At 74.6% G+C, this 21,603-nt stretch carries 21 protein-coding genes; 15 read left to right on the top strand and 6 right to left on the bottom strand.

Annotated elements, in window-relative coordinates; all coding sequences use genetic code 11:
• Window positions 1-109: 109 nt before the first annotated feature.
• The 11 genes from ACZ4W5_RS22290 to htpX all read left to right on the top strand — a co-directional run bounded on the left by ACZ4W5_RS22290 (window position 110) and on the right by htpX (window position 11,228).
• Window positions 110-526 carry an NADH-quinone oxidoreductase subunit A gene (locus ACZ4W5_RS22290; RefSeq protein ID WP_360226015.1) on the top strand — a complete coding sequence of 139 codons (417 nt, stop codon included), beginning with the start codon at window positions 110-112 and terminating at the stop codon, window positions 524-526.
• Window positions 517-1,152, top strand: a complete 636-nt coding sequence (locus tag ACZ4W5_RS22285) for an NADH-quinone oxidoreductase subunit B (RefSeq protein ID WP_360226018.1) — start codon at window positions 517-519, stop codon at window positions 1,150-1,152. Before ACZ4W5_RS22290 ends, ACZ4W5_RS22285 begins: the two co-directional genes overlap by 10 nt.
• Window positions 1,149-2,342 (top strand): NADH-quinone oxidoreductase subunit C, encoded by a 1,194-nt coding sequence (locus tag ACZ4W5_RS22280; protein WP_465656407.1) that lies wholly within the window; start codon window positions 1,149-1,151, stop codon window positions 2,340-2,342. The genes ACZ4W5_RS22285 and ACZ4W5_RS22280 overlap by 4 nt, the downstream gene beginning before the upstream one ends.
• A complete protein-coding gene (nuoH, locus tag ACZ4W5_RS22275) occupies window positions 2,339-3,298 on the top strand; it encodes an NADH-quinone oxidoreductase subunit NuoH (RefSeq protein ID WP_465656406.1) in 960 nt (319 codons plus the stop codon). Before ACZ4W5_RS22280 ends, nuoH begins: the two co-directional genes overlap by 4 nt.
• Window positions 3,295-3,891, top strand: coding sequence for a NuoI/complex I 23 kDa subunit family protein (locus ACZ4W5_RS22270; protein ID WP_360226024.1), 597 nt, complete (start codon window positions 3,295-3,297; stop codon window positions 3,889-3,891). Before nuoH ends, ACZ4W5_RS22270 begins: the two co-directional genes overlap by 4 nt.
• Window positions 3,888-4,586: an NADH-quinone oxidoreductase subunit J family protein gene (locus tag ACZ4W5_RS22265; protein ID WP_360226027.1), complete on the top strand. Its 699-nt coding sequence runs from the start codon at window positions 3,888-3,890 to the stop codon at window positions 4,584-4,586. The genes ACZ4W5_RS22270 and ACZ4W5_RS22265 overlap by 4 nt, the downstream gene beginning before the upstream one ends.
• On the top strand, window positions 4,586-4,963 hold the full coding sequence (gene nuoK / locus ACZ4W5_RS22260; protein ID WP_360226030.1) for an NADH-quinone oxidoreductase subunit NuoK: 378 nt from the start codon (window positions 4,586-4,588) through the stop codon (window positions 4,961-4,963). Before ACZ4W5_RS22265 ends, nuoK begins: the two co-directional genes overlap by 1 nt.
• Window positions 4,960-7,011, top strand: coding sequence for an NADH-quinone oxidoreductase subunit 5 family protein (locus tag ACZ4W5_RS22255; RefSeq protein WP_465656403.1), 2,052 nt, complete (start codon window positions 4,960-4,962; stop codon window positions 7,009-7,011). Before nuoK ends, ACZ4W5_RS22255 begins: the two co-directional genes overlap by 4 nt.
• A gap of 56 nt (window positions 7,012-7,067) precedes the next feature.
• On the top strand, window positions 7,068-8,648 hold the full coding sequence (locus ACZ4W5_RS22250) for a complex I subunit 4 family protein (RefSeq protein WP_465656402.1): 1,581 nt from the start codon (window positions 7,068-7,070) through the stop codon (window positions 8,646-8,648).
• Between the two features lie 56 nt (window positions 8,649-8,704).
• Window positions 8,705-10,246, top strand: coding sequence for an NADH-quinone oxidoreductase subunit N (locus ACZ4W5_RS22245; RefSeq protein ID WP_465656401.1), 1,542 nt, complete (start codon window positions 8,705-8,707; stop codon window positions 10,244-10,246).
• 118 nt (window positions 10,247-10,364) lie between these two features.
• Window positions 10,365-11,228, top strand: coding sequence for a zinc metalloprotease HtpX (gene htpX, locus ACZ4W5_RS22240; protein WP_360226042.1), 864 nt, complete (start codon window positions 10,365-10,367; stop codon window positions 11,226-11,228).
• 33 nt (window positions 11,229-11,261) lie between these two features.
• Here the strand turns inward: htpX and ACZ4W5_RS22235 are convergent, their stop codons facing one another.
• A complete protein-coding gene (locus ACZ4W5_RS22235; protein WP_465656399.1) occupies window positions 11,262-12,716 on the bottom strand; it encodes an aminotransferase-like domain-containing protein in 1,455 nt (484 codons plus the stop codon).
• On the opposite strand from ACZ4W5_RS22235, the gene ACZ4W5_RS22230 reads away from it, so the two are divergent.
• The 3 genes from ACZ4W5_RS22230 to ACZ4W5_RS22220 all read left to right on the top strand — a co-directional run bounded on the left by ACZ4W5_RS22230 (window position 12,715) and on the right by ACZ4W5_RS22220 (window position 15,139).
• Window positions 12,715-13,644, top strand: coding sequence for a DMT family transporter (locus tag ACZ4W5_RS22230; protein WP_465656397.1), 930 nt, complete (start codon window positions 12,715-12,717; stop codon window positions 13,642-13,644). The two genes, ACZ4W5_RS22235 and ACZ4W5_RS22230, sit on opposite strands and share 2 nt — an antisense overlap.
• 109 nt (window positions 13,645-13,753) lie before the next feature.
• A complete protein-coding gene (locus tag ACZ4W5_RS22225) occupies window positions 13,754-14,179 on the top strand; it encodes a BlaI/MecI/CopY family transcriptional regulator (RefSeq protein WP_360226051.1) in 426 nt (141 codons plus the stop codon).
• A 3-nt stretch (window positions 14,180-14,182) separates the two neighbouring features.
• Complete coding sequence (locus ACZ4W5_RS22220) at window positions 14,183-15,139, top strand: M48 family metalloprotease (protein ID WP_465656395.1); 957 nt, start codon at window positions 14,183-14,185, stop codon at window positions 15,137-15,139.
• Between the two features lie 16 nt (window positions 15,140-15,155).
• On the opposite strand, the gene ACZ4W5_RS22215 is transcribed toward ACZ4W5_RS22220, so the two are convergent.
• A complete protein-coding gene (locus tag ACZ4W5_RS22215; RefSeq protein ID WP_465656394.1) occupies window positions 15,156-16,154 on the bottom strand; it encodes an NADP-dependent oxidoreductase in 999 nt (332 codons plus the stop codon).
• Between the two features lie 133 nt (window positions 16,155-16,287).
• Between ACZ4W5_RS22215 and ACZ4W5_RS22210 the strand changes: the two genes are divergently transcribed.
• The gene (locus tag ACZ4W5_RS22210) at window positions 16,288-17,190 is read left to right on the top strand and encodes a LysR family transcriptional regulator (protein WP_465656392.1); all 903 of its coding nucleotides are present in this window, start codon (window positions 16,288-16,290) and stop codon (window positions 17,188-17,190) included.
• A gap of 37 nt (window positions 17,191-17,227) precedes the next feature.
• Here the strand turns inward: ACZ4W5_RS22210 and mug are convergent, their stop codons facing one another.
• The 4 genes from mug to ACZ4W5_RS22190 all read right to left on the bottom strand — a co-directional run bounded on the left by mug (window position 17,228) and on the right by ACZ4W5_RS22190 (window position 21,597).
• Window positions 17,228-17,770 carry a G/U mismatch-specific DNA glycosylase gene (gene mug, locus ACZ4W5_RS22205; protein ID WP_465656412.1) on the bottom strand — a complete coding sequence of 181 codons (543 nt, stop codon included), beginning with the start codon at window positions 17,768-17,770 and terminating at the stop codon, window positions 17,228-17,230.
• A 17-nt stretch (window positions 17,771-17,787) separates the two neighbouring features.
• A complete protein-coding gene (locus ACZ4W5_RS22200; protein WP_360226063.1) occupies window positions 17,788-18,804 on the bottom strand; it encodes a phosphatase PAP2 family protein in 1,017 nt (338 codons plus the stop codon).
• Window positions 18,805-18,952: 148 nt separating this feature from the next.
• Complete coding sequence (locus ACZ4W5_RS22195) at window positions 18,953-20,032, bottom strand: aminopeptidase P family protein (RefSeq protein WP_402482448.1); 1,080 nt, start codon at window positions 20,030-20,032, stop codon at window positions 18,953-18,955.
• A 218-nt stretch (window positions 20,033-20,250) separates the two neighbouring features.
• Complete coding sequence (locus ACZ4W5_RS22190; protein ID WP_465656391.1) at window positions 20,251-21,597, bottom strand: M20/M25/M40 family metallo-hydrolase; 1,347 nt, start codon at window positions 21,595-21,597, stop codon at window positions 20,251-20,253.
• Window positions 21,598-21,603 lie beyond the last annotated feature (6 nt).

Genomic DNA, 21,603 nt, shown 5'->3' with positions numbered 1-21,603 from the left:
AGTGGAGCCCTCCCCTTAGACTCACGCATTGGCCATGGTTAAGACCGTGTGAGGAAAAGTCGTAGAACTGTCTTGAGGGCGGGTTCGCGGCCGAGGTGGAGGCGAAGGCATGGAGGGGCAGCAGGTGGCTGCCGTCGCGGCCGACCCGGCGGTCGGCGGCGGCTACTTCGACGCGTACGCCGCGATGGGCCTGCTGGCCGTCATCGGGGTGCTCTTCGTGACCGTGGCGTTCACCGCCAACCGGCTGCTCCGGCCGGTGGTGTACTCCCCCGAGAAGCTCCTCGCCTACGAGTGCGGGGTGGACCCGGTGGGCGAGGACTGGGCGCACACCCAGATCCGCTACTACGTGTACGCCTTCCTCTACGTGATCTTCGCGGTCGACGCGATCTACCTGTTCCCGTGGGCGACCGTCTTCGCGACCGCCGGGTACGGCGCCGGAACGCTGATCGAGATGTTCCTCTTCATCGGCTTCCTCGCGGTCGGACTGCTCTACGCCTGGAAGAAGGGCGTTCTGGAATGGACGTGACGCACACCCACTCGCACGGTGGCCAGGGCGGTCCCGTCCCGCTCGGACTGCCCGACCCGGCCCGCCCCGGCGCCGTCGAGCGCCGGAGCATCGGCCCGCTGGCCCGGCTCGCGCCGGACCCGGTCAAGGTCGTGCTCAACTGGGGCCGCCGCTACAGCCTGTGGTGCTTCAACTTCGGCCTGGCCTGCTGCGCGATCGAGTTCATCGCCGCGTCCATGGCCAAGCACGACTTCATCCGGATGGGTGTGATCCCGTTCGCGCCCGGCCCCCGGCAGGCGGACCTGATGATCGTCTCCGGGACGGTCACCGACAAGATGGCGCCCGCCGTCAAGCGGCTCTACGAGCAGATGCCCGAGCCGAAGTACGTCATCTCCTTCGGTGCCTGCTCCAACTCCGGCGGTCCGTACTGGGACTCCTACTCGGTCACCAAGGGCGTGGACCAGATCATCCCGGTCGACGTCTACGTGCCCGGCTGCCCGCCGCGGCCGGAGGCGCTGCTCCAGGGCATCCTCAAGCTCCAGGAGAAGATCGCCGCCGAGTCCCTGCCCGGCCGCTACACCGCGCCCGCCGCGGTGCTGCGCCGACCGTTGGTGGCGGGGCCCCCGACCGATGGAGGAGTGTCGTGAGCGAGCGCGGCGAGCGACCTGTCGAGACGCTCACGGCGGAGCAGTACGCGGCGTCGGTCGGGGAGTGGGCGACCGGCGCCGAGGCGTACGGGCTGATCACCGTCGACGTGCCGGCCGAGCGCTGGATCGAGGCGCTCACCACCGCCCGGGACGTGCTGGGCCTGGGCTTCTTCGACTGGCTGAGCGCCGTCGACGAGCTCGCCGAGGGCTTCTCCGTGGTCGCCCACCTGGCTGCGGTCGAGGCGCCGGGCGTGCGGCACCTCGCGCTGCGCACCCGGGTGCCGCGGGACGGCGCCGCACTGCCGAGCGCCGTCGCGGTGTACGCCGGGGCCGCCTGGCACGAGCGCGAGACCCACGAGATGTTCGGCATCGACTTCCCCGGGCACCCCCACCTGGCCACCCTGCTGCTGCCGGACGGCTTCGAGGGGCACCCGCTGCGCAAGGAGTTCGTGCTCGCGGCGCGGGTCGCCAAGGACTGGCCGGGCGCCAAGGAGCCGGGCGAGTCGGACCACGGCGGCGGCCCGGCCCGGCGCAAGATGCAGCCGGCCGGTGTGCCGGACCCGAACGAGTGGGGGCCGCTCAAGGGCACCCTGCCGCCGGTCGCCGAGCGGCCCGCGCGTGGTGCGCGGGCGGCCGGCGCGGCGGCGCGCACCCCGCGGGCGGGCGCGGCGGCGGCGGCCGGGGCCGGGGCCGGCGCACCCGGCGCCGAGGGCGCTCCGGCGGTGCGGGCGGACCGGCCGCGGCGGACCAGGTCCGTCTCCGAGGGCTCGGCGAGCCAGGCGGGCGGCGAGGCCGCGGCGGCGCCGGGGACCTCGGCTGCTCCGGCCGTGCCTGCTGTTTCGGACGCGCCTGCTGCTCCGGGCGCGCCTGCTGTTTCGGACGTGCCCGCTGCTCCTGCCGCTGCCGAGGGCGCTCCGCCGGTGCGGGCCGACCGGCCGCGGCGGACCCGGTCGGTGTCCGACGGTTCGGTCAGCCAGGCGGCCGACGCCGCCGCCGAGCCGACGGCCGAGCCCCAGACCCCGGCCCCGGCTCCGGCTCCGGCCCGGCCACGGTCCTCCGACGCGCCCTGGCACAACCCGGTGCCCGCCCACGAGGAGAAGCCGTCGGGCGAGGCCGGCGAGCAGGAGCCCGGTGGGGCGAAGGACGAGAACCCGGCCGGAGCGGCCGACCAGGACGGAGACGGCGCGTGAACCTGCTCGACACGGTGCTCCGCTGCGTCGCCACCCTGGTCGTCTTCCTGGTCTTCCCGCTGCTCATCGGCCAGACCGAGCACAAGGTGATGGCGCACATGCAGGGCCGGCTCGGCCCGATGTACGCGGGCGGCTTCCACGGCTGGGCCCAGCTCGTCGCGGACGGGGTGAAGTTCGCGCAGAAGGAGGACATCGTCCCGGCCGGCGCGGACCGCCGGGTCTTCCAGCTGGCGCCCGCCGTCTCGCTGCTGCCGTACCTGTTCGTGCTGCTGGCGATCCCGGTCGGTCCGAACGGCTTCGTCGGCCAGGCGGTCGACGCCGGGCTGTTCTTCGTGCTGGCCGTGATGGGCGTCGGCGTGATCGGCAAGCTGATGGCCGGCTGGGCCTCGGCGAACAAGTTCTCGCTGCTCGGCGGCCTGCGCACGGCCGCCCAGCTGATGTCCTACGAGCTGCCGATGGTGCTCGCGGCGGCCTCGGTGGCGATGGCCGCCGGCACCCTGTCGCTGCCCGGCATCCTGGACGCCTGGCAGTGGTACTGGCTGCCCTGGCAGCTCATCGGCGCCTTCGTGTTCTTCACGGCCGGCCTGGCCGAGCTCCAGCGGCCGCCGTTCGACATGCCGGTCGCCGACTCGGAGATCATCTTCGGCGCCTACACCGAGTACACCGGGCTGCGCTTCGCGCTGTTCCTGCTGTCCGAGTACGCGGGCATCCTGGTGGTGTCGGCGCTGACGGCGGTGCTGTTCCTCGGCGGGTGGCACGGGCCGATGGCGGACCAGCTCGGCTGGCTCTGGATGCTCCTCAAGACCTTCGCGCTGGCCTTCCTGGTCATCTGGCTGCGGGTCACCTACCCGCGTCTGCGCGAGGACCAGCTGATGCGCTTCGCCTGGATCGTGCTGATCCCGCTCGCGCTCGTCCAGCTGGCCCTCACCGGCATCATCAAGGTGGCGATCGCATGAGTTTTCCCGGTGCCGGTCTCGCCAAGGGCCTGGCCGTGACGCTGCGGACGATGACGAAGAAGACCGTCACCGCGCAGTACCCCGACGTCCAGCCGGTGCTGCCGCCGCGTTCGCGCGGCGTCATCGCGCTGCTGGAGGAGAACTGCACGGTGTGCATGCTCTGCGCGCGCGAGTGCCCGGACTGGTGCATCTACATCGACTCCCACAAGGAGACGCTGCCGGCCGCCGAGCCGAACGCCCGGGCCCGTACCCGCAACGTGCTGGACCGCTTCGCCATCGACTTCTCGCTCTGCATGTACTGCGGGATCTGCATCGAGGTGTGCCCCTTCGACGCCCTGTTCTGGTCGCCGGAGTTCGAGTACGCGGAGACCGACATCCACGAGCTGACCCACGAGCGGGAGAAGCTCCGGGAGTGGATGTGGACCGTCCCGGCGCCGCCGGCGCTGGACCCGGCGGCCGAGGAGCCCAAGGAGATCGCCACCGCGCGCAAGGCGGCGGACAAGCTCGCCGCCGCCGCGGCGGCCGAGGCTGCCGCCGCCGTCGAGGCCGCTGAGGCCGTCGAGGCCGCCGAGGAGAAGGGTGACGACGCGTGAACGCCGCTGCCACGCTTCTCGCGGCGACCGGTTCCCTGGAGCCGGCCGCCCGTTCGTTCCTGTCCCCGACCGGGCAGGAGGTCGTCTTCCTGCTGGTCGGCATCGCGGTGCTCGGCTCGGCGGTGGTCTCGGTGACCACCAAGCAGCTGGTGCACGCCGCGCTCTGGCTGGTGGTCGCGCTCGGCGGGCTGGCGGTGGAGTTCCTGCTGCTCACGGCCGAGTTCATCGCCTGGGTGCAGGTGCTGATCTACCTGGGCTCGGTGGTCGTCCTGGTGCTGTTCGGGCTGATGCTCACCAAGGCGCCGATCGGGCGCTCGCCGGACGCCGACTCCAAGAACCGCTGGGTCGCCCTGGTGGTGGCGCTGGCCGCGGCCGGGACCCTGGTGACCCTGGTGGTCGACGCCTTCCGGACCTCCTGGATCGACCTCGGCGCGGGCGGCGGTTCGGCCTCCGTGACCGGCGCCAGCCTGTTCCGCAACTGGGTGCTGCCCTTCGAGGCGCTGTCCGTGCTGCTGCTGGCGGCGCTGGTCGGCGCGATCGTGCTGTCGCGCGGGTCCGGGCGCCGGGTGCCGACGCCCCGGGCGGGCAAGCTGCGGGCCGGACGGCCGGTCGGGTCGAACGGGACGGTGGCCGCGACCACGCCCAAGCCCTCCGCGCCCGCGTCGTCCGCGTCGTCCGCGTCGGAGGAGAGCTGATGCACCTCGTCTACCCCGTCGTCCTCGCCGCGCTGCTGTTCAGCGTCGGCGTGTACGGCGTGCTCGCCCGGCGCAACGCCGTCCTGGTACTGATGTCCGTCGAGCTGATGCTCAACGCCGTCAACCTCGACCTGGTCGCCTTCGACGCCTGGCTGCGCGACTCGCTGCACGCCGGGCAGGCGCTCACCCTGTTCACCATCACCATCGCCGCCGCCGAGATCGGGCTGGGGCTCGCCATCGTCCTGCTGCTGTTCCGGGCCCGGGGCACCGCGGACATCGACCGGGCCACCGCGCTCGGCGACCCGGCCGAGCCGCACACCCCGGCCGAGGACGAGCCGGTCGCAGCCGAGGCACTGAAGGGCCGGGCCACCGCATGAACCTCGCCCTGCCCGTCCTCGTCCCCGCGCTGCCCGCGCTCGGCGCCGCCGCGACCCTGGCCGTCGGCAAGAAGGCGCCCGGGCTGGCCCGGCCGCTGGCGGTCGTCCCGGTCGCCGTCTCGGCCGTGCTCGCCCTGGTGGTCGCCCTCCAGCTCGGCACCGGCCGGACCCTGGACGCCGCCACCCGGCTCACCCCGACCGGCGGCCCGGACATCGCGCTCTCCGTCCACCTGGACGGCTTCACCTCGCTGATCTCGGTGCTGGTCGGCCTGGTCGCCACCTGCGTCCAGGTCTACTCGACCGCGTACCTCAAGGAGGACCGGCGCTACCCCTCGTACGCGGCGCTGGTCTCGCTGTTCACCGCGGCGATGTTCCTGGTGGTCTACTCGGGCGACCTCGTCGTGCTGCTGGTCGGCTGGGAGGTCATGGGCGTCTGCTCGTACTTCCTGATCGGCCACCACTGGGAGAGCGCCGACGCCCGGTCGGCCTCGCTCAAGGCCTTCCTGGTCACCAAGCTCGGTGACGTGCCGTTCCTGTTCGGGATCTTCCTGCTCGGCGCGGACGCCGGCAGCTTCCGGATCACCGACGTGCTGTCGGCCGCGACCGAGGGCCGGCTGGGCCACCCGACGCTGGTCGCGCTGCTGCTGCTCGCCGGCGTGGCCGGCAAGAGCGCCCAGTTCCCGCTGCACACCTGGCTCCCGGACGCGATGGCCGGTCCGACGCCGGTCTCCGCCCTGATCCACGCCGCCACCATGGTCGCGGCCGGCATCTACCTGGTGGCCCGGCTGCTCCCGGTGTTCCTCCAGTCGGGGGCGGCACTGGTGGTGCTCGCGGTGATGGCCGCCGTGACGATGATCGGCTCGGCGCTCTGCGCGCTCGCCCAGGACGACCTCAAGCGTGTGCTCGCCTACTCCACCGTCGGCCAGCTGGGCTACATGGCCGGCGCGCTGGCCAGCGGTGACCGCGAGGCCTCGGTGTTCCACCTGGTCAGCCACGGCGCGTTCAAGGCGCTGCTGTTCCTGGCCGCCGGTGTGGTGATCCACGCCGCGCACACCAACTCGATCTCCGCGATGTCCCGGATCCCGGGCCTGCGCAGGACCGTCCCGGACGCCCACTGGACGATGGGCATCGCGCTGTTCGCGCTGGCCGGGCTGCCGCCGTTCTCCGGCTTCTTCAGCAAGGAAGCGGTGCTCACCGCGGCCGAGCACGCCGCCAACGGCGAGGCGCTGACCAACGGCCTCGGCCCGGCCTCGGCGGTGCCGCAGGCAGCCGGCTGGATCGTGCTGATCTCGGCCGCGCTCACCGCGCTGCTCACCGGTGCCTACGCGGCCAGGCTGTTCCTGGTCGCCTTCCACAGCCCGGCGGGCGCGGCCGCGCCCGCTCGGGCCGCCCAGGCGGCCCAGGCCGCTCCGGCCGAGCACGAGGCCGACGCGCCGTACTCGCCCGAGCCGGACGAGGCCGACCCGACCACCGCCGAGCCGCCCGCGATGCGCTGGCCGCTGTGGGTGCTGGCCGTCCCGACCATCGCCTTCGGCGTCGCCGGGCTGCGCTCGGACTGGCTGCCCGCGCTGCTGGACGGCGGCTCGCTGCGCCCCACCGGCGTCACCGCCGTGACCGGCACCGGGCTTGCCGTGGTCGGTGTGCTCGCCACGTACGGCGCCTGGCGCTCGGCCACCGCGCGGCTGACCACCGGCCGGCCCGCCCCGGCCGTCGCCGGGAGGGTGCCCGAGCAGGCCGGAGCCCCGGCCGCCGAGGTGGTCGTCGCCGACCCCGGGCGCACCCTGCTCGGCCCGCTGTTCGGTCCGGCCCGGCACGGCTTCGGCGTCGACCGGCTCTACCACCTGCTGTTCGTCAGGCCGGTGGTCGCGGCGGCCCGGCTGGTCCGCTTCCTCGACCGCGAGGTCGTCGAGGGCTACGTGCAGGGCAGCGGGATCGGCGCCAACCTGCTCGGCCGGGCCGTCCGGCTCGCGCAGACCGGCAACGCGCAGACCTACCTCAGCGCCCTGCTGGCCGGGGTCGTCCTGCTCGCCGTCCTGGTGGCGGTGTAGCCGGTGCCGTTCTCCTCCATCCCCGTCCTCTCCACCGCCGCCCCGAGGAGCCCCCGATGAACGCGGTCCTCATCGCCCTCCTGGTGCTGCCACTGCTCGGCGCCGCGCTCACCCTGGCGCCGGTGTTCGGCCCGGACCAGGCCGTCGCCGGCCGCCGGGCGCTGCGGCTGAACTCCGTCCTCACCGGCGCGGTGCTGCTGCTCTCCGTCGTCCTCGCGGCCGGTTTCGACCACGACGCGCCGGCCCGGATGCAGGCCACCACCGACCTGGACTGGATCCCGGCCCTGCACGTGCGCTTCCACCTCGGGGTGGACGGCGTCTCGCTGCCGCTGATCGTGCTGACCGCGCTGCTCACCTTCCTCTGCGCGCTGTACTCGGAGAAGCGGCTGCCGGGCGGGGAAGCCCGGGGCGGAGCCGATGAGGAGCACCGGCCCTCGGCGCAGGCCTTCGTCGGGCTGTTCCTGCTCCTCGAGGTCGGCATGCTCGCCACCTTCGCGGTGCTGGACCTGATCCTCTTCTTCCTGTCCTTCGAGATCGTGCTGATCCCGATGTACTTCCTGATCGCCCGCTGGGGCAGCGGTGCGAGGACCCCGGCGGCCAACCGGTTCATCCTCTACACGCTGCTCGGCTCGGCCGTGATGCTGCTCGGCTTCCTGCTGATCGGCAGCAAGGCCGGCACCTTCGACATGCAGGCGCTGGCCGCCGGGCACGGCAACGGCCTGAGCCACACCACCCAGGTGGTCGCCGCGCTGGCGATCATGGTCGGGCTCGCGGTCAAGGCCCCCGCCTGGCCGCTGCACAGCTGGCTCCCCGACGCCCACACCGCCGCCCCGACGGTCGGCTCGGTGCTGCTGGCCGGCGTGCTGCTCAAGATGGGCACCTACGGACTGGTCCGGGTGCTCCTCCCGGTCGTGCCGGACGGCACCGCGACGCTCGCCCCCTACCTGGGCGCCTTCGCCGCCGTCGGCATCGTCTACGGCTCGCTGGCCTGCCTGGCGCTCGCCCGCCCCGGGGCCAAGGGCGACCTCAAGCGCCTGATCGCCTACTCCTCCGTCGGCCACATGGGCTTCGTACTGCTCGGCATCGCCTCCCTCACGCCGGTGGGCGTCAACGGCGCGCTGTTCGCCAACATCGCCCACGGTCTGATCACCGGCCTGCTGTTCTTCCTGGTCGGGGCGGTCAAGGACCGCTACGGCACGGCGGACCTGGACACCCTCTCCGGGGCCACCGGCGCGGCCCTGTACGGCCGGGCACCCCGGATCGGCGCGCTGCTCGCCTTCGCCGCCGTCGCCAGCCTCGGCCTGCCCGGCCTGGCCGGCTTCTGGGGCGAGCTGCTCGCCATGTTCGGCGCCTTCGACCCGGCCGCCGGGCTGTCCCGCCCGGCCTTCGTCACGTACATGGTCCTGGCCGGCCTCGGCACCCTGCTCACCGCCGGCTACCTGCTGATCGTGGTCAAGCGCGTCTGCATGGGCGACCCCGCGCAGCCCGCGCCGGTGGCCGAGGTGCCCGACCTGCGGCCGTACGAGGCCGTCAGCTGGACGCCGCTGGCCGCGCTCACCCTGGTGGCCGGACTCTGGCCCGCCCTCCTGCTCGGGCTCTCCGACCCGGCCGTCAAGCACCTCCTCGGGGGTGGCTGACCGTGCTCGCAGCCCACACCGCCGCACTCGGACCTCACTCCACGGGGCAGCACACTGTGACCTCCCTCGCCGTAGCCCACCCGGGCAGCCTGATCCAGTCCGTGGACTGGGTGGCGATCGCGCCCCCGCTGATCGCCGCCGTGGCCGCCCTCGCGGTGCTGGTCACCGACCTCTTCCTGCCCGAACGGCACAAGCGCTGGCTCGGCCGCCTCACCGCCGCCGGGCTCGCCCTCGCCCTGCTCGCCCTCCTTCCGCTCACCGGGGGATCACCCCGGGCCACCTTCTGCCTCCGGAACGTAGCAGGAGCCACTGACACCGGCGGTTGTTCGTACGTCGCCGACCACTTCGCGCTGGTCTTCCAGCTGCTGGCCCTCGGCGGCGCGCTGATCGCGGCGCTGCTGTCGATGCACACCGTCGAGGACCAGAAGCTGCCCCGCGGCGAGTACTGGTTCCTGCTGCTCTCCAGCGCCACCGGCGCCGCGCTGCTGCCCGCCTCCCGCGACCTCGCCACCATGGTGATCGCCCTGGAGGTCGCCTCGCTGCCGGCCTTCGCCCTGGTCGCGCTGCGCCGGGACGGGCGGGGCGCGGAGGCCGCGCTCAAGTTCTTCGTCTCCTCCGTCACCGCGACCGCCGTGATGCTGCTCGGCACCGGCTTCGTCTACGCGGCCAGCGGCAGCCTGCACCTCGGCGCCGTCGCCCAGGGGCTGGAGCACGCGCCCGCCCAGCTCAAGGCGCTGGCCGAGGCGGGGGCGGTGCTGACCCTGGTCGGCTTCGCCTTCAAGGTCGCCGCCGTCCCCTTCCACTTCTGGGTGCCCGACACCTACACCGGCGCCCCGCTGCCGGTGGCCGGCTACCTCTCGGTGGTCGGCAAGGCGGCCGGCCTGTCCGGGCTGGCGCTCGCCACCACCGTCGCGTTCCGCCCGTACGCCCACACCTGGGGCCTGGTGCTCGCCGTGCTGGCCGCCGTCACCATGACGGTCGGCAACGTCGGCGCGCTGCGGCAGCGCTTCGACACCCGGTACAGCGCGGTGCGGCTGCTGGCCTGGTCCTCGGTCGGCCAGGCCGGGTACCTGCTGGTGCCGCTCGCCGCGGCCGGCTACGCCCCCACCGGGGCCGATCCGCTGGGCGCGACCGCCGCGTACGCGCTGATCTACGGCGTGGTGAACCTCGGTGCCTTCGGGGTGGTCGCCGCCGTCGGCCGCCGGGCCGGGACCAGCGTGGACGACTTCCGCGGCCTGTTCGCCCGCAACCGCTGGACGGCGCTCGCGCTGGCCTTCTTCCTGCTCTGCCTGGCCGGGCTGCCGCCCGGCGTGATCGGCCTGTTCGGCAAGGTCGTGGTGTTCCGCGCGGCCGTGGACGCCGGGCTGGGGTGGCTGGCCGTGGTGATGGCCGTCAACGTGGTCGTCGCCCTGTACTACTACCTGCTGTGGACGGCCCGGCTGTTCGCCCCGGCCGACGCGGCCGCGACCGCTGACGGCGCCGAGCGGCGGCTGCCGGTCAGCCTGACCGCCACGCTGGGGCTCACCGCCTCGGCGGCGGTGGTGCTCTCGGTCGCCCCGCAGCTGGTCCTCCGGGTGGCCGGCGGCTCGCTGTTCTGAGCCGCCGACCGGGTGTCGCGTCGGTCACAAGGGAACAAGGTCCCGGGGCCCGCCCGTTGAGCGGGCAAGAGGGACGAGGCAGAAAGGGCTTCCCCACCGCACCACTGGAGGGCCTGACGTGCACAGCCGGCACAACGGACTGAGGACCGCCGTCCTGCTCGGTGGCCTCTCGGCACTGATCCTGGTGATCGGCGGATTCTTCGGCCGGACCGGCTTCGTGATCGCCCTGCTGGTCGCCCTCGGGACCAACGCCTACGCCTACTGGAACAGCGACAAGCTCGCGCTGCGGGCCATGCGGGCCCGGCCGGTCAGCGAGTTCGAGGCGCCCGTGCTGTACCGGATCGTGCGGGAGCTCTCCACCTCGGCCCGGCAGCCGATGCCCCGGCTCTACATCTCCCCGACGCCGGCCCCGAACGCCTTCGCCACCGGCCGCAACCCGCGCAACGCGGCGGTCTGCTGCACCGAGGGCATCCTGCAGATCCTGGACGAGCGCGAGCTGCGCGGGGTGCTCGGGCACGAGCTCAGCCACGTCTACAACCGGGACATCCTGATCTCGTCGGTCGCCGGGGCGCTGGCCTCGGTGGTGATGTTCCTGGTGAACTTCGCCTGGCTGATCCCGTTCGGCCGGAACGAGGACGACGACGGCCCCGGGCTGTTCGGGATGCTCGCCATCATGATCCTCGGGCCGATCGCCGCCGGGCTGATCCAGCTGGCCGTCAGCCGCTCCCGCGAGTACCAGGCCGACGCCGACGGCGCCCGGATCACCGGCGACCCGCTCGCCCTCGCCAGTGCGCTGCGCAAGCTCGACGCCGGCACCCGCCAGCTGCCGCTCCCGCCGGAGCCCCAGTTGCAGACGGCGAGCCACATGATGATCGCCAGCCCGTTCCGGCCGGGGGAGGCGGGGGCGCGGCTGTTCTCGACGCATCCGCCGATGGCGGAGCGGATCGCGCGGCTGGAGCGGATGGCCGGGTACCGGTCGTAGCGGCCGCTGCGCGGGCTGGGGTTGGGGGCGCGGTCAGCCGGTCGACTCCTGGTAGGCCGTCCGCAGGCGGTGGATGCCCTCGGCGACCTGGGCGGGGCTGTCGGCGGCGGCGTAGCTCAGCCGCAGGTGCGGGGCCGGGGGCTCGGCGGCGTGGTACGGCCGGCCGGGGGTGACCTGGACGCCCCGGCGCCGGGCGGCGGCGACCAGGGCGCCGTCGTCGGTGCCGTCCGGCAGCCGCAGCCACAGGTGGTAGCCCCCGGGCCGGTGGGCGCCGAGCACCCCGGGCAGCTCGCGGTGCAGGGCGGCCACGGCGGCGGTGCGGCGGTCGCGCAGTTCGGCGCCGAGGGTGCGCAGGTGACGGGCCCAGCCCGGGTCGGAGACCAGCTCCAGGGTCGCCTCCTGGAGCGGCCGGGGCACGAAGAAGCTGTCCACCACCTGGGTGGCCCGCAGCCGGGCGAGCGCCGGGCCGCGCGCGGTGAGGGCGCCGACCCGCAGGTTGGGGGAGGCGGCCTTGGTGAGCGAGCGCAGGTGCACCACCACCCCGTCCCGGTCGTCGGCGGCCAGCGGGCGCGGCAGCGCCGGGGCGTCCGCGTGGACCAGCAGCCGGGCGAAGTCGTCCTCGACCACGAACGCCCCGGCGGCCCGGGCGATCCGCAGCACCTCGGCCCGGCGCGCGGGCGAGAGCACCGCGCCGGTGGGGTTCTGGAACAGCGGCTGGCAGACGAACACCCGGGCCCGGGTGGCCTCGAAGGCGTCGGCCAGCAGCTCGGTGCGGACGCCGTCGGCGTCGACCGGGACGGGCACCGGCCGCAGCCCGGCCGCCCGCACCACCGCGAGGATGCCCGAGTAGGTCGGCGACTCGACCAGCACCGGGGAGCCGGGCGCGGCCAGCGAGCGCATCGCCACGGTCAGGCCGCCCTGCCCGCCGGCGGTGATCAGGACGTCCCCGGCGCTGATCGGCCCGGCGTGGCCGCCGATGTCGCGGGCGAACCAGCCGCGCAGTTCGGTGAGGCCGTCGGTGGGCGGCCGGTCCCAGGCGCCCGGGCGGCGGCCGGCCCGGGCGAGGGCGGCGGCGAGCAGCCGCTCGGGCAGCAGCGAGGAGTGGGGGTAGCCGCTGTTGAGGTCGATGACGTCCGGCGGCGGCACCTGGAGGGTGGCGAACACCGGTGCGGCCAGCAGGTCGCGCGGGCCGGAGTCGGCGCTGAGCGCGACCTCCTGCCAGGAGAGGTCGCCGGGCCGGGCGGCCGGGGCCGCCGGGGAGTCGGGGGCCGCGGCGAAGGCCGCCGCCCGGAACACCCCGGCACCCGGCCGGGAGACCACCAGTCCCTCGGCGACCAGCACCGCGATGGCGCGGGAGACCGTCACCGGGCTGACCTGGTGGCGCTCCGTCAGGGCCCGGCTGGACGGCAGCTTTCGCCCTTCCGGGTAGCGCTCGACCTCCTGCCGGAGGCTTTCGGCGAGTTCGGTCACGCTGCTACGCTCGTTCATGACGGCACAAGATAGCGCTACCCGGTCCGTGGCGATAGCACCCGGGACCGGTACCTCCGGCACCGCCCCCGGCACCGCCTCCGGAACGGCCCTCGCCGCCCTCGGGGTGGCGTCCTTCTCGCTCACCTTCCCGGCCACCGTGTGGTCCCTCGACGGGTTCGGCCCGTGGACCTCGACCGGGCTGCGCGGCGCCGTGGCCGGCCTGCTCGCCGGGCTCTACCTGCTGGCCTCCGGCGCCCCGTTGCCGAAGGCCCGGCAGTGGCCCGGCCTGCTGGTGGTCTCGGCCGGCTGCGTGGTCGGGTTCCCGCTGCTCACCACGCTCGCCCTGCGGACCTCCTCCACCGCCCACTCGGCGGTGGTCATCGGCCTGCTGCCGCTGGCCACCGCGGTGGCCTCGGCGCTGCGCACCGGCCGGCGGCCGTCCCGGGCCTTCTGGGCGGCGGCGCTGGCCGGGGCGGCGGCCGTGCTCGGCTTCACCCTGCTGCAGAGCCACGGCCGGCCGACCGTCGCCGACCTCTACCTGTTCGCCGGGGTGCTGGTCTGCGCGGCCGGGTACACGGAGGGCGGGCGGCTCTCCCGGGACCTCCCGGGCGCCCGGGTGATCGCCTGGGCGGTGGTGGCCGCGGCGCCGGTGATGCTGCTGACCGCCGCCTACGGGCTCTCCGCCGAGCCGGTCCGGCTCGGTGCGAAGGCGCTGGTCGGACTGGCGTACATCGCTGCGGTCTCCCAGCTCGGCGGGTTCGTGTTCTGGTACCGGGGGATGGCGGCCATCGGGGTGCCGCGGGCCAGCCAGCTGCAGCTCGCCCAGCCGCTGCTGACGCTGGTCTGGTCGGTGCTGCTGCTCGGCGAGGACCTGCCGGTGGCCGCGCCGCTGACGGCCGTGGTGGTGCTGGGCTGCATCGCGGTCACCCAGCGGGCCCGAGCGTAGTGCGGGCCCGAACCCTCGCGCAGGGCCGTCCGGAGGAGCCGCCGGCTCGTTAGGATGACCCCGCGCCCCCGTCGGTCCGGGGAGCGGCATCCGGAGGGAGTGGGCCGTCATGGCAGACGAGAGGCACGCCCCGGCGTCCGGGGACGCGCCGACCCGACGGCGCGGGCAGGGCGAGCTGGAGGCGCAGGTGCTGGCGGTGCTCCAGCGGGCGCCCGGCCCGGCCACCGCGGGGTGGGTCCAGGAACGCATCGACGGCGACCTGGCGTACACCACGGTGATGACCATCCTGTCCCGGCTGCACGCCAAGAAGGCCGTCTCCCGGAGCCGCTCCGGCCGCTCCTACCTGTGGCAGGCCTCCGCCGACGCCGCCGGGCTGGCCGCGCTGCGGATGCGCCGGATGCTCGACGGCGAGGCGGACCGGGACGCCGTCCTCGCCAGCTTCGTCACCGCGCTGCTGCCGCACGACGAGGAACTGCTGCGGGCGCTGTTGGACGCCGCGTCCGCGGAGCCCCCAGCGGCCGACCGTGAGAGCTGACTCGTGGGCTTCTTCGTCTTCCTCCCGCTGATCCTGCCGCTGACGGCGGTGCCGATCGCCCGGCTGACCGAGCAGCACCTGCACCCGCGCGGGGCCGCCCGGCTGATGACCGTGATCAGCGCCGTGATGGCGGTGTGCAGCGTGCTCTGCCTCGGGCTGATCGGCGTGGTGGGCACGGCGCAGATCCCCGGCAACCCGCTGCCGGACAGCTGGTCCGACCCGGAGGTGCGGCACGCGCTGCCGTACCACGAGACGGTCGGCACCGCCGCGATGTGGCTGCTGGCGCTGGTCGGCTTCGCCTGCTCCCGGACGGTCGTGCGGCACCTGCGGGTCCGCTCCCGGGCCCGTCGGGCGCTGGCCGGACTGCCGGACGCCCCGGCCGAGGCCGGCGGCCTCGCGGTGCTGCCGGACCACAGCCCGTACGCCTACGCGCTGCCCGGCTCGCCCGGGCGGGTGGTGGTCTCCACCGGGATGCTGGCCGGGCTGGCCGAGGACGAGCGGGAGGCGCTGCTCGCGCACGAGCGGGCGCACCTGCGCCACCATCACCACCGCTACCTGCTGACCACCCAGCTCGCCGCCTGCGTCAATCCGTTCCTGCGGCCGTTGCAGGAGGCGGTGGCGTTCAGCGCCGAGCGGTGGGCGGACGAGGAGTCGGCCCAGGCGGTGGGCGACCGGCGGATCACCGCCCGGGCGGTGGCCCGGGCGGCGCTGGTCTCGCACGCCGCCCCGGTGCCCGGCTTCGCGGCCTTCGCCGCTCCGGCCCCGGCGCCCGGCCCGGTGCCGCGCCGGGTGGCCGCGCTGCTCGGCCCGGTGCCGACGGCCCGCAACTGGCCGCCGGCCAAGACCCCGGCGGGCCTGGCGGCGATGGTGGCCGCGGTCGGCACGGCGGCCTCGGCGCTGTGCGCGCTCAACGCGGCGGTGGCGCTGCTGGTGGTGTTGAAGGCCGTCACCCCGCTCTAGGCCCGCCCTGGGAGGGTCAGATCCGGACGAGCATCTTGCCGGTGTTGGCGCCGCGCAGCATGCCCAGGAAGGCGTCCACCACGTGGTCGAAGCCGTCCACGACGGTCTCGTCCGGGACGAGGGCGCCGGAGCGCAGGTGCGGGACGGCGAAGTCGTACAGCTCGGGGCGGGCGTCCAGGTGGTTGCGGACCAGGAAGCCCTCCAGGCGCAGGCTCCGGCCGACCACCTCGTAGAGGTTGCGCGGCGCGGGCGGCGGGTCCAGCGGGTTGTTGTACTGGGCGACGGCGCCGCACCAGGCGATCCGGCCGTGGTCGCGCATCGCGCTGATCGCGCCCTCCAGGTGGGCGCCGCCGACGTTGTCCAGGTAGACGTGCAGCCCGTCCGGGGCGGCCTCGCGCAGCCGGTCGGCGATCGGGCCGTCGTGGTAGTCGAAGGCGGCGTCGAAGCCGACGTGCCCGGTGAGCTGGGCGACCTTCGCGGGCGAGCCGGCGCTGCCGATGATCCGGCCGGCGCCGAGCAGTCGGGCGATCCGGCCGGCGGCGGTGCCGACCCCGCCGGCCGCGGCCGAGACGAACAGGGTCTCGCCGGGCTGGAGCCGGGCGATCCTGGTCAGGCCGACCCAGGCGGACAGCCCGGTGCCGCCGAGGATCGAGAGGTGGGCGCTGAGCGGGACACCCGCGAAGTCGGGCAGCAGGTTGGCACGCTCGGCGGTCACCACCGAGTGGGTGCGCCAGGCCTGCCGGTGGAAGACCAGGGCGCCGACCGGCAGCGCGTCGGCCCGGGACTCCACCACCCGGCCGAGGGTGCGGCCCTCCAACGGGGCGTGCAGCTGCCAGCCGCCCTCGTCCATCTCCTCGCGCATGTACGGGTCGACGGACTGGTAGAGGTTCTCGACCAGGGCCTCGCCGGCGGCGAGCGCCGGGAGGGTCACGTCGACGAAGGCGAAGTTCTCGGCGCTCGGCGCGCCGGAGGGGCGGGAGACCAGGTGGACGGCGCGGGCGGTGGGGCGGGACATCGGCGGTGCTCCGTACGGGGGAGATCGGCGGGGACGTGATCACCGTAGGAAGCGGGGGAGCGGCCGGGCAGGGGGCGGCGGCGATGGATCGGCTCCTTCCATGAGCGGATTCGATGGACGGTAGGTTCGCCGTATGACCGAACTCGCCCCGCACGAGCTGCGCGTCCTGGTCGCCGTCGACGAGGAGCGGAGCTTCACGGCGGCCGCCGCGCGCCTGGAGACGACCCAGTCCGCCGTCTCGCACGCCGTGCGCGCCTGCGAACGGAAGCTCGGCGCGGTGCTCTTCGACCGCGGGCGCCACGGCGCGCGCCCCACCGAGGCCGGCGCGCGGGCGGTCGGCTACGCCCGCCGGATCCTACGGCTGCTGGCGGTGATGGGCCCCGAAGTGCGGGGCGCGGGCGCCGGCCCGGCGGGTCCGCTGACCGGCACGCTGCGGATCGCGGCCTTCCGCAGCGCCGCCGCCCACCTGCTGCCGCCCGTGCTGGCCCGGCTCGCCGCCGAGCACCCGGGGCTCACCCCGCGGGTGCGGATCGTCCGGGAGCTCGGCCGGGGCACCGCCGGGGAGGTCGCGGACGGGCGCGCCGACCTCGGGCTGGCCACCCTGGACGCGGGCGGTCCGCCGGCCGTGCCCGGACTGGTCGCGGTGCGGCTGTACCAGGAGTCGTACGCCCTCGCCCACCCGCAGGGCCACCCGGAGCCCCGCCGGCTGCCGCTGGTGGACTGGGCGGAGAACTGCGGCTCGTACACCAGGGACTGGTGGCGGCGGCAGGACTGGCTGCCGCCCGCGACCGTCGACGCGGAGGACGACACGGTGGCGCTCTCACTGGTCGCCCAGGGCCTCGGCATGGCGGTGATGCCCCGGACGGCACTGCTCGGCGCGCCGCCCGGGCTGGCCGTCACCGACCTCGGCCCGCGGCCGCCCAGCCGCTTCGTCGGGTACGTCACCACCCCCGAGCTGGCCGGTACGGCTGCCGTCCGGGCGCTGATCCGCGAACTGCGCGAGCTGCCGTTGCCGGCCGGGCTGACGGCGGCCTGATCAGTGCGGCCGGGCCCGGCCCGGGCCGATCAGCCGATCAGCCGTCGAGGCTCTCCCGGAGCTTGCGGAACTCGGCCGCCAGCGCGTCCAGGGTGTAGTGGGCGTTGAGGCCGCTCGGGTTGGGCAGTACCCACACCTCGGTGTCGCCGATGCCCTCCGGCTGGCGCCCGATCACGGCCCGACGCTGCCCGAAGGCCGTCCGGTAGGCGCCGATGCCGAGCACCGCGAGGACCCGCGGCCGCAGTCGCAGCACCCGCTCGCGCAGCGCCGCGCCCCCCGCGCGCAGCTCCTCGGCGGTGAGCTCCTCCGCCTTGGCGGTGGTACGCGGGGCGACGTTGGTGATGCCGAGGCCGAGGGCGGGCAGTTCGCCCTGCTCGTCCGGGCGGTACTGGCGCTCGGTGAAGCCGGAGCGGTGCAGGGCGGGCCAGAAGCGGTTGCCCGGGCGGGCGAAGTGGTGCCCGGTGGCCCCGGACCACAGGCCCGGGTTGATGCCGCAGAACAGCACCCGCAGCCCGGGCCCGGTGACGTCCGGGATGGTGGTGTCCTGGGCGGCCCGCAGCTGCTCGGGGGTCGGCTTCATCGGCGTCGGGGTCGGCTTCACGGAAGGGGAGTGCACCCGGCCGATTCTGCCCTGACCGTCGTCGCCCGTGCGGTGCGGCGGTCGCGCAGCCACCGCAGGCCGAACACCACCACGGCGGCGTACGTCCAGCCGGCCAGGATGTCGATGATGAAGTGCTCGGCGCCGTAGACCAGGGTGAACGCCATGGCGAGCGGATAGGCGACCAGCAGGGCGCGCAGCCAGGGCCGGGCGGTGGGCCAGAACAGGAACAGCAGCATCGCCGGGTAGGCGGAGTGCAGCGAGGGCATCGCGGCGACGTCGTTGGCGAACTGGCTGCCGTTCTCCAGCAGCGAGTCGGCCTGCGGCAGGCCCAGGTTCGAGATGGTCTCCCAGACCACCCGGTGCAGTTCGGGCAGGTTGCCCTGCTGGCCGACCAGCCACGGCGGGTCGGCCGGGTAGAGCAGGTAGGTCGCGAAGCCGGCGAAGGTCAGCGTGAAGTAGCAGGCGAGGAGTTGACGGAAGCGCTGGTGGGCGCGCCGCCACAGCACGGCGAGCAGGACGAAGACGACGAGGAAGTGCGAGAGGTAGACGGTCGTCGCCGCGTAGTCGTACCAGTGCGGCGAGCCGGGGGTGTAGAGCGCGTGCTGGAGCCGTACCGTCCAGGTCTCCCCGGCGCCGAGCACCTCGTCGAAGCGCAGCTGGGGCAGCCAGTGCGGGGCCCAGGGGGTGTGGGCGCCGTAGCCGCGCAGCAGCGAGTAGGCCCAGACCACGGCCATCACCGGGACCCAGTCGCGCAGCACCAGCAGGAAGCCGCGGGTGCCGTGTCCGCTGTGCACGGCGGCGGTGAGCAGGGCGCCGATCAGCCAGAGGAAGACCACGTCGTTGGCGAAGGCCATGCCCTGGGTGGCGAGGAACCAGACGAAGGCGGTGAGGTAGGCCGGCCAGGCCAGCAGCCGCAGTCTGGCCAGGCCGGTCCGGCGGTCGCGTTCGGTCGCGGGACGCAGACGTCCGGCCCGCACCGGGGTCGGCGGGGCCGGGCTCAGCAGCTTCGTCATGTTCAGCGAAACTAGCAACGCAAGCTTGGAGGACTCTGGGCGAACCATGACCGGCTCGTAAGAAAATCCCACGGTCGGGTCAAATCTCGTCGGACGAAAGTCCCGTGATCCGGGCGAAAGTTCGGCCGGAGCGGCCTCGCCGCCCCGGTCAGGCGACGGCACCGAGCTCATGCGGGGTGTTGTTGAAGCGTCGTCCGCCGTTGGCCGTCACCGTGACGATGTCCTCGATCCGCACCCCGAACCGGCCGGGCAGGTAGACGCCGGGCTCGATCGAGAAGCACATGCCGGGTACCAGCGGCTGTTCCTCGCCCTCGACCAGGTACGGCGGTTCGTGGGTGGTGATCCCGATGCCGTGGCCGGTGCGGTGGATGAAGTACTCGCCGTAGCCGCCCTCGGTGATCACCCGTCGGGCGATCCGGTCGATCTCCTGGCAGCTCACTCCGGGCCGGACCGCCTCGAAGGCGGTCTGCTGGGCGAGCCGGACCAGGTCGTGCACCTGCCGCACCTCGTCCGGGACGTCCGGGCCGACGTGCACGGTGCGGGTGGTGTCGGAGCCGTAGCCGTCCTTGAGGCCGCCGAAGTCCAGCACCACGGTGTCCCCGGTGCGGATGATCCGCTCCCCGGCCTCGTGGTGCGGGTTGGCGCCGTTGGGGCCGGAGCCGACCACCGTGAAGTCGACCTGGCTGTGGCCGTACTGGATCAGCAGCGCGCCGAGGTCGGCGGCGACGTCGGTCTCCCGGCGGCCGGCGAACTCGACCTCCAGGATGCCCCGGTAGGCGGCGTCCGCGGCGCCGCCGGCCGCGGCCAGGCGCTCCAGCTCCTCGCCGTCCTTGACCGCGCGCAGCATCGGCAGCACCTCGGTGAGCGAGCTGAAACCGGCGCCGGGCAGGGCGGATTGGAGGCCGAGCAGGTGCATCGCCCAGGCGTTGTCGGAGATGCCGTAGCGCCCGGCCGGCTCGAACAGCGGGCGGGCGGTGGCGTACGGGTCCTCGCCGTCGGACCAGTCGAGCAACTCGACGGCCGGGGCGCCGAGGGCCTTCTCGGCGTCCGGGCGCTCCAGCCTTGGGACGATCAGCGCGGGGCGGCGGCCGGGGGTGAGGACGAGGGCGGTGAGCCGCTCGGTGACGGCGGTGGGACGGTAGCCGCACAGGTAGCTCAGGTCGGGGCCGGGGGCGACCACCAGGCCGGCCAGCCCGGCGGCCGTCGCCTCGGCGGTGGCCCGGGCCATCCGGGCGGCGTGGTCCTCGGTGGTGAACGGACGGGGCACGGTTGCTCCTCCTCGGGGCCGGGTGGGGCGGTTGGTCCGGGGTCCTGCGGTGCGGGGTCCTTCGATGCGGGGTCCTTCGAGGTCGGGCCTGCGGTGCGGGTTCTGCGGTGCGGGTTCTGAGGTGCCGGGTCCTGTGCCGGTCCTTCGATGTTGGCCGACGCCGCCCGACTGCGCCACGGTCAGCGGCTGTTGGCGAAGTACCGGAGGAACAGCGCCTCGACGTGGGCCATCCGCCGGATCTCCTCCGGGTCGACGCTCTCGTTCGGCGCGTGGATCAGGCAGCGCGGCTCCTCGACGCCCATCAGCACCAGCTCCGCCGCCGGGAAGGCGGTGGCCAGCACGTTGCACAGCGGGATCGAGCCGCCCTGGCCGAGGAAGGACAGCGGCTTGCCGTAGACCTCCTGCGCGGCCTTGTCGAGCGCGGCGTACGCGGGCCCGCCGGTGTCGGCCCGGAACGGCGCGCCCGCGCTCTCCCGCTCCGTCGTGACCCGGACGCCCCAGGGCGCGGCCGCCTCCAGGTGGGCGACCAGGGCGTCCTGGGCGGCCCGGGCGTCGGTGCCGGGCGGCACCCGCAGGCTCACCCGGGCCCGGGCGGCGGCCGGGACGGCGGCCGCGGAGCCGACCACGGGCGGGCAGTCGATGCCGAGGACGGTGACGGCGGGGCGGGCCCAGAGCCGGTCGGCGACGGTGCCGGAGCCGGTCAGCCGGACGCCGTCCAGCACCCCGGCGTCGGTCCGGAAGGTGCCCTCGTCGTAGCCGACGCCGCTCCAGGTGCCGGTGCAGTCCAGGCCCTCGATCCGGGTGCCGCCGTCGGCGTCGCGCAGCGAGTCCAGCATCCGGATCAGCGCGGCCAGGGCGTCCGGGGCGGGGCCGCCGAACATGCCGGAGTGCACGTCGCCGGTGAGCGCCTCGACGCCGACCACCACGGTGACCACCCCGCGCAGCGAGGTGGTGGCGGTGGGCACGCCGACGGCGGCGTTGCCGGTGTCGCAGATCAGCAGGGCGTCCGCGTGCAACTCCCCGGCGTGCGGGGGCACGTACTGCTCCAGGCCGCCGGTGCCCTGCTCCTCGGAGCCCTCGACCACCAGCTTGAGGCCGACCGGGACGTCCTCGCCGAGTGCCCGCAGCGCGGTGAGGTGCATGACGATGTTGCCCTTGCAGTCGGCGGCGCCGCGCCCGTACCAGCGGCCGTCGCGCTCGGTGAGCCGGAACGGCGGGGAGGTCCAGGCGGCCTCGTCCAGCGGGGGCTGGACGTCGTAGTGGCTGTACAGCAGCACGGTCGGGGCGCCGGGCGGGGGCGGGCGGTGGCCGACCACGGCGTGGCTGCCGTCCGGGGTCTCCTCCAGGTGGACGTCGCGCAGGCCGGCCCCGGTGAACGCGGCGGCGACCCACTCGGCGGCCTCCCGGCACTTCTCCGGCGGGTACTGCCGGGGGTCGGCGACGGACGGGATGGCCACCAGCTCGGCCAGGTCGGCCTTGGCCTGGGGCATCAACTCGTCGATCCGCCGGGCGAGTTCGTCGGTCATCTGGGG

It is taken from the genome of Kitasatospora sp. NPDC029367 (assembly GCF_055569135.1).
Note: the sequence above shows the minus strand (reverse complement) of the source record. Positions and strands in the feature narration are given on the sequence as shown.

Bases quoted from the DNA above. Each gene is read 5' to 3' on its own strand.
- ACZ4W5_RS22225 (WP_360226051.1), top strand. From the start codon at position 13,754: ATGGCAGACGAGAGGCACGCCCCGGCGTCCGGGGACGCGCCGACCCGA.
- ACZ4W5_RS22215 (WP_465656394.1), bottom strand. From the start codon at position 16,154: ATGTCCCGCCCCACCGCCCGCGCCGTCCACCTGGTCTCCCGCCCCTCC.
- ACZ4W5_RS22255 (WP_465656403.1), top strand. From the start codon at position 4,960: ATGAACCTCGCCCTGCCCGTCCTCGTCCCCGCGCTGCCCGCGCTCGGC.
- mug (WP_465656412.1), bottom strand. From the start codon at position 17,770: ATGAAGCCGACCCCCGAGCAGCTGCGGGCCGCCCAGGACACCACCATC.
- ACZ4W5_RS22230 (WP_465656397.1), top strand. From the start codon at position 12,715: ATGACGGCACAAGATAGCGCTACCCGGTCCGTGGCGATAGCACCCGGG.
- ACZ4W5_RS22270 (WP_360226024.1), top strand. From the start codon at position 3,295: ATGAGTTTTCCCGGTGCCGGTCTCGCCAAGGGCCTGGCCGTGACGCTG.
- ACZ4W5_RS22290 (WP_360226015.1), top strand. From the start codon at position 110: ATGGAGGGGCAGCAGGTGGCTGCCGTCGCGGCCGACCCGGCGGTCGGC.
- ACZ4W5_RS22285 (WP_360226018.1), top strand. From the start codon at position 517: ATGGACGTGACGCACACCCACTCGCACGGTGGCCAGGGCGGTCCCGTC.
- ACZ4W5_RS22235 (WP_465656399.1), bottom strand. From the start codon at position 12,716: ATGAACGAGCGTAGCAGCGTGACCGAACTCGCCGAAAGCCTCCGGCAG.
- ACZ4W5_RS22210 (WP_465656392.1), top strand. From the start codon at position 16,288: ATGACCGAACTCGCCCCGCACGAGCTGCGCGTCCTGGTCGCCGTCGAC.
- ACZ4W5_RS22200 (WP_360226063.1), bottom strand. From the start codon at position 18,804: ATGACGAAGCTGCTGAGCCCGGCCCCGCCGACCCCGGTGCGGGCCGGA.
- nuoK (WP_360226030.1), top strand. From the start codon at position 4,586: ATGCACCTCGTCTACCCCGTCGTCCTCGCCGCGCTGCTGTTCAGCGTC.
- ACZ4W5_RS22190 (WP_465656391.1), bottom strand. From the start codon at position 21,597: ATGACCGACGAACTCGCCCGGCGGATCGACGAGTTGATGCCCCAGGCC.
- ACZ4W5_RS22250 (WP_465656402.1), top strand. From the start codon at position 7,068: ATGAACGCGGTCCTCATCGCCCTCCTGGTGCTGCCACTGCTCGGCGCC.
- ACZ4W5_RS22195 (WP_402482448.1), bottom strand. From the start codon at position 20,032: ATGGCCCGGGCCACCGCCGAGGCGACGGCCGCCGGGCTGGCCGGCCTG.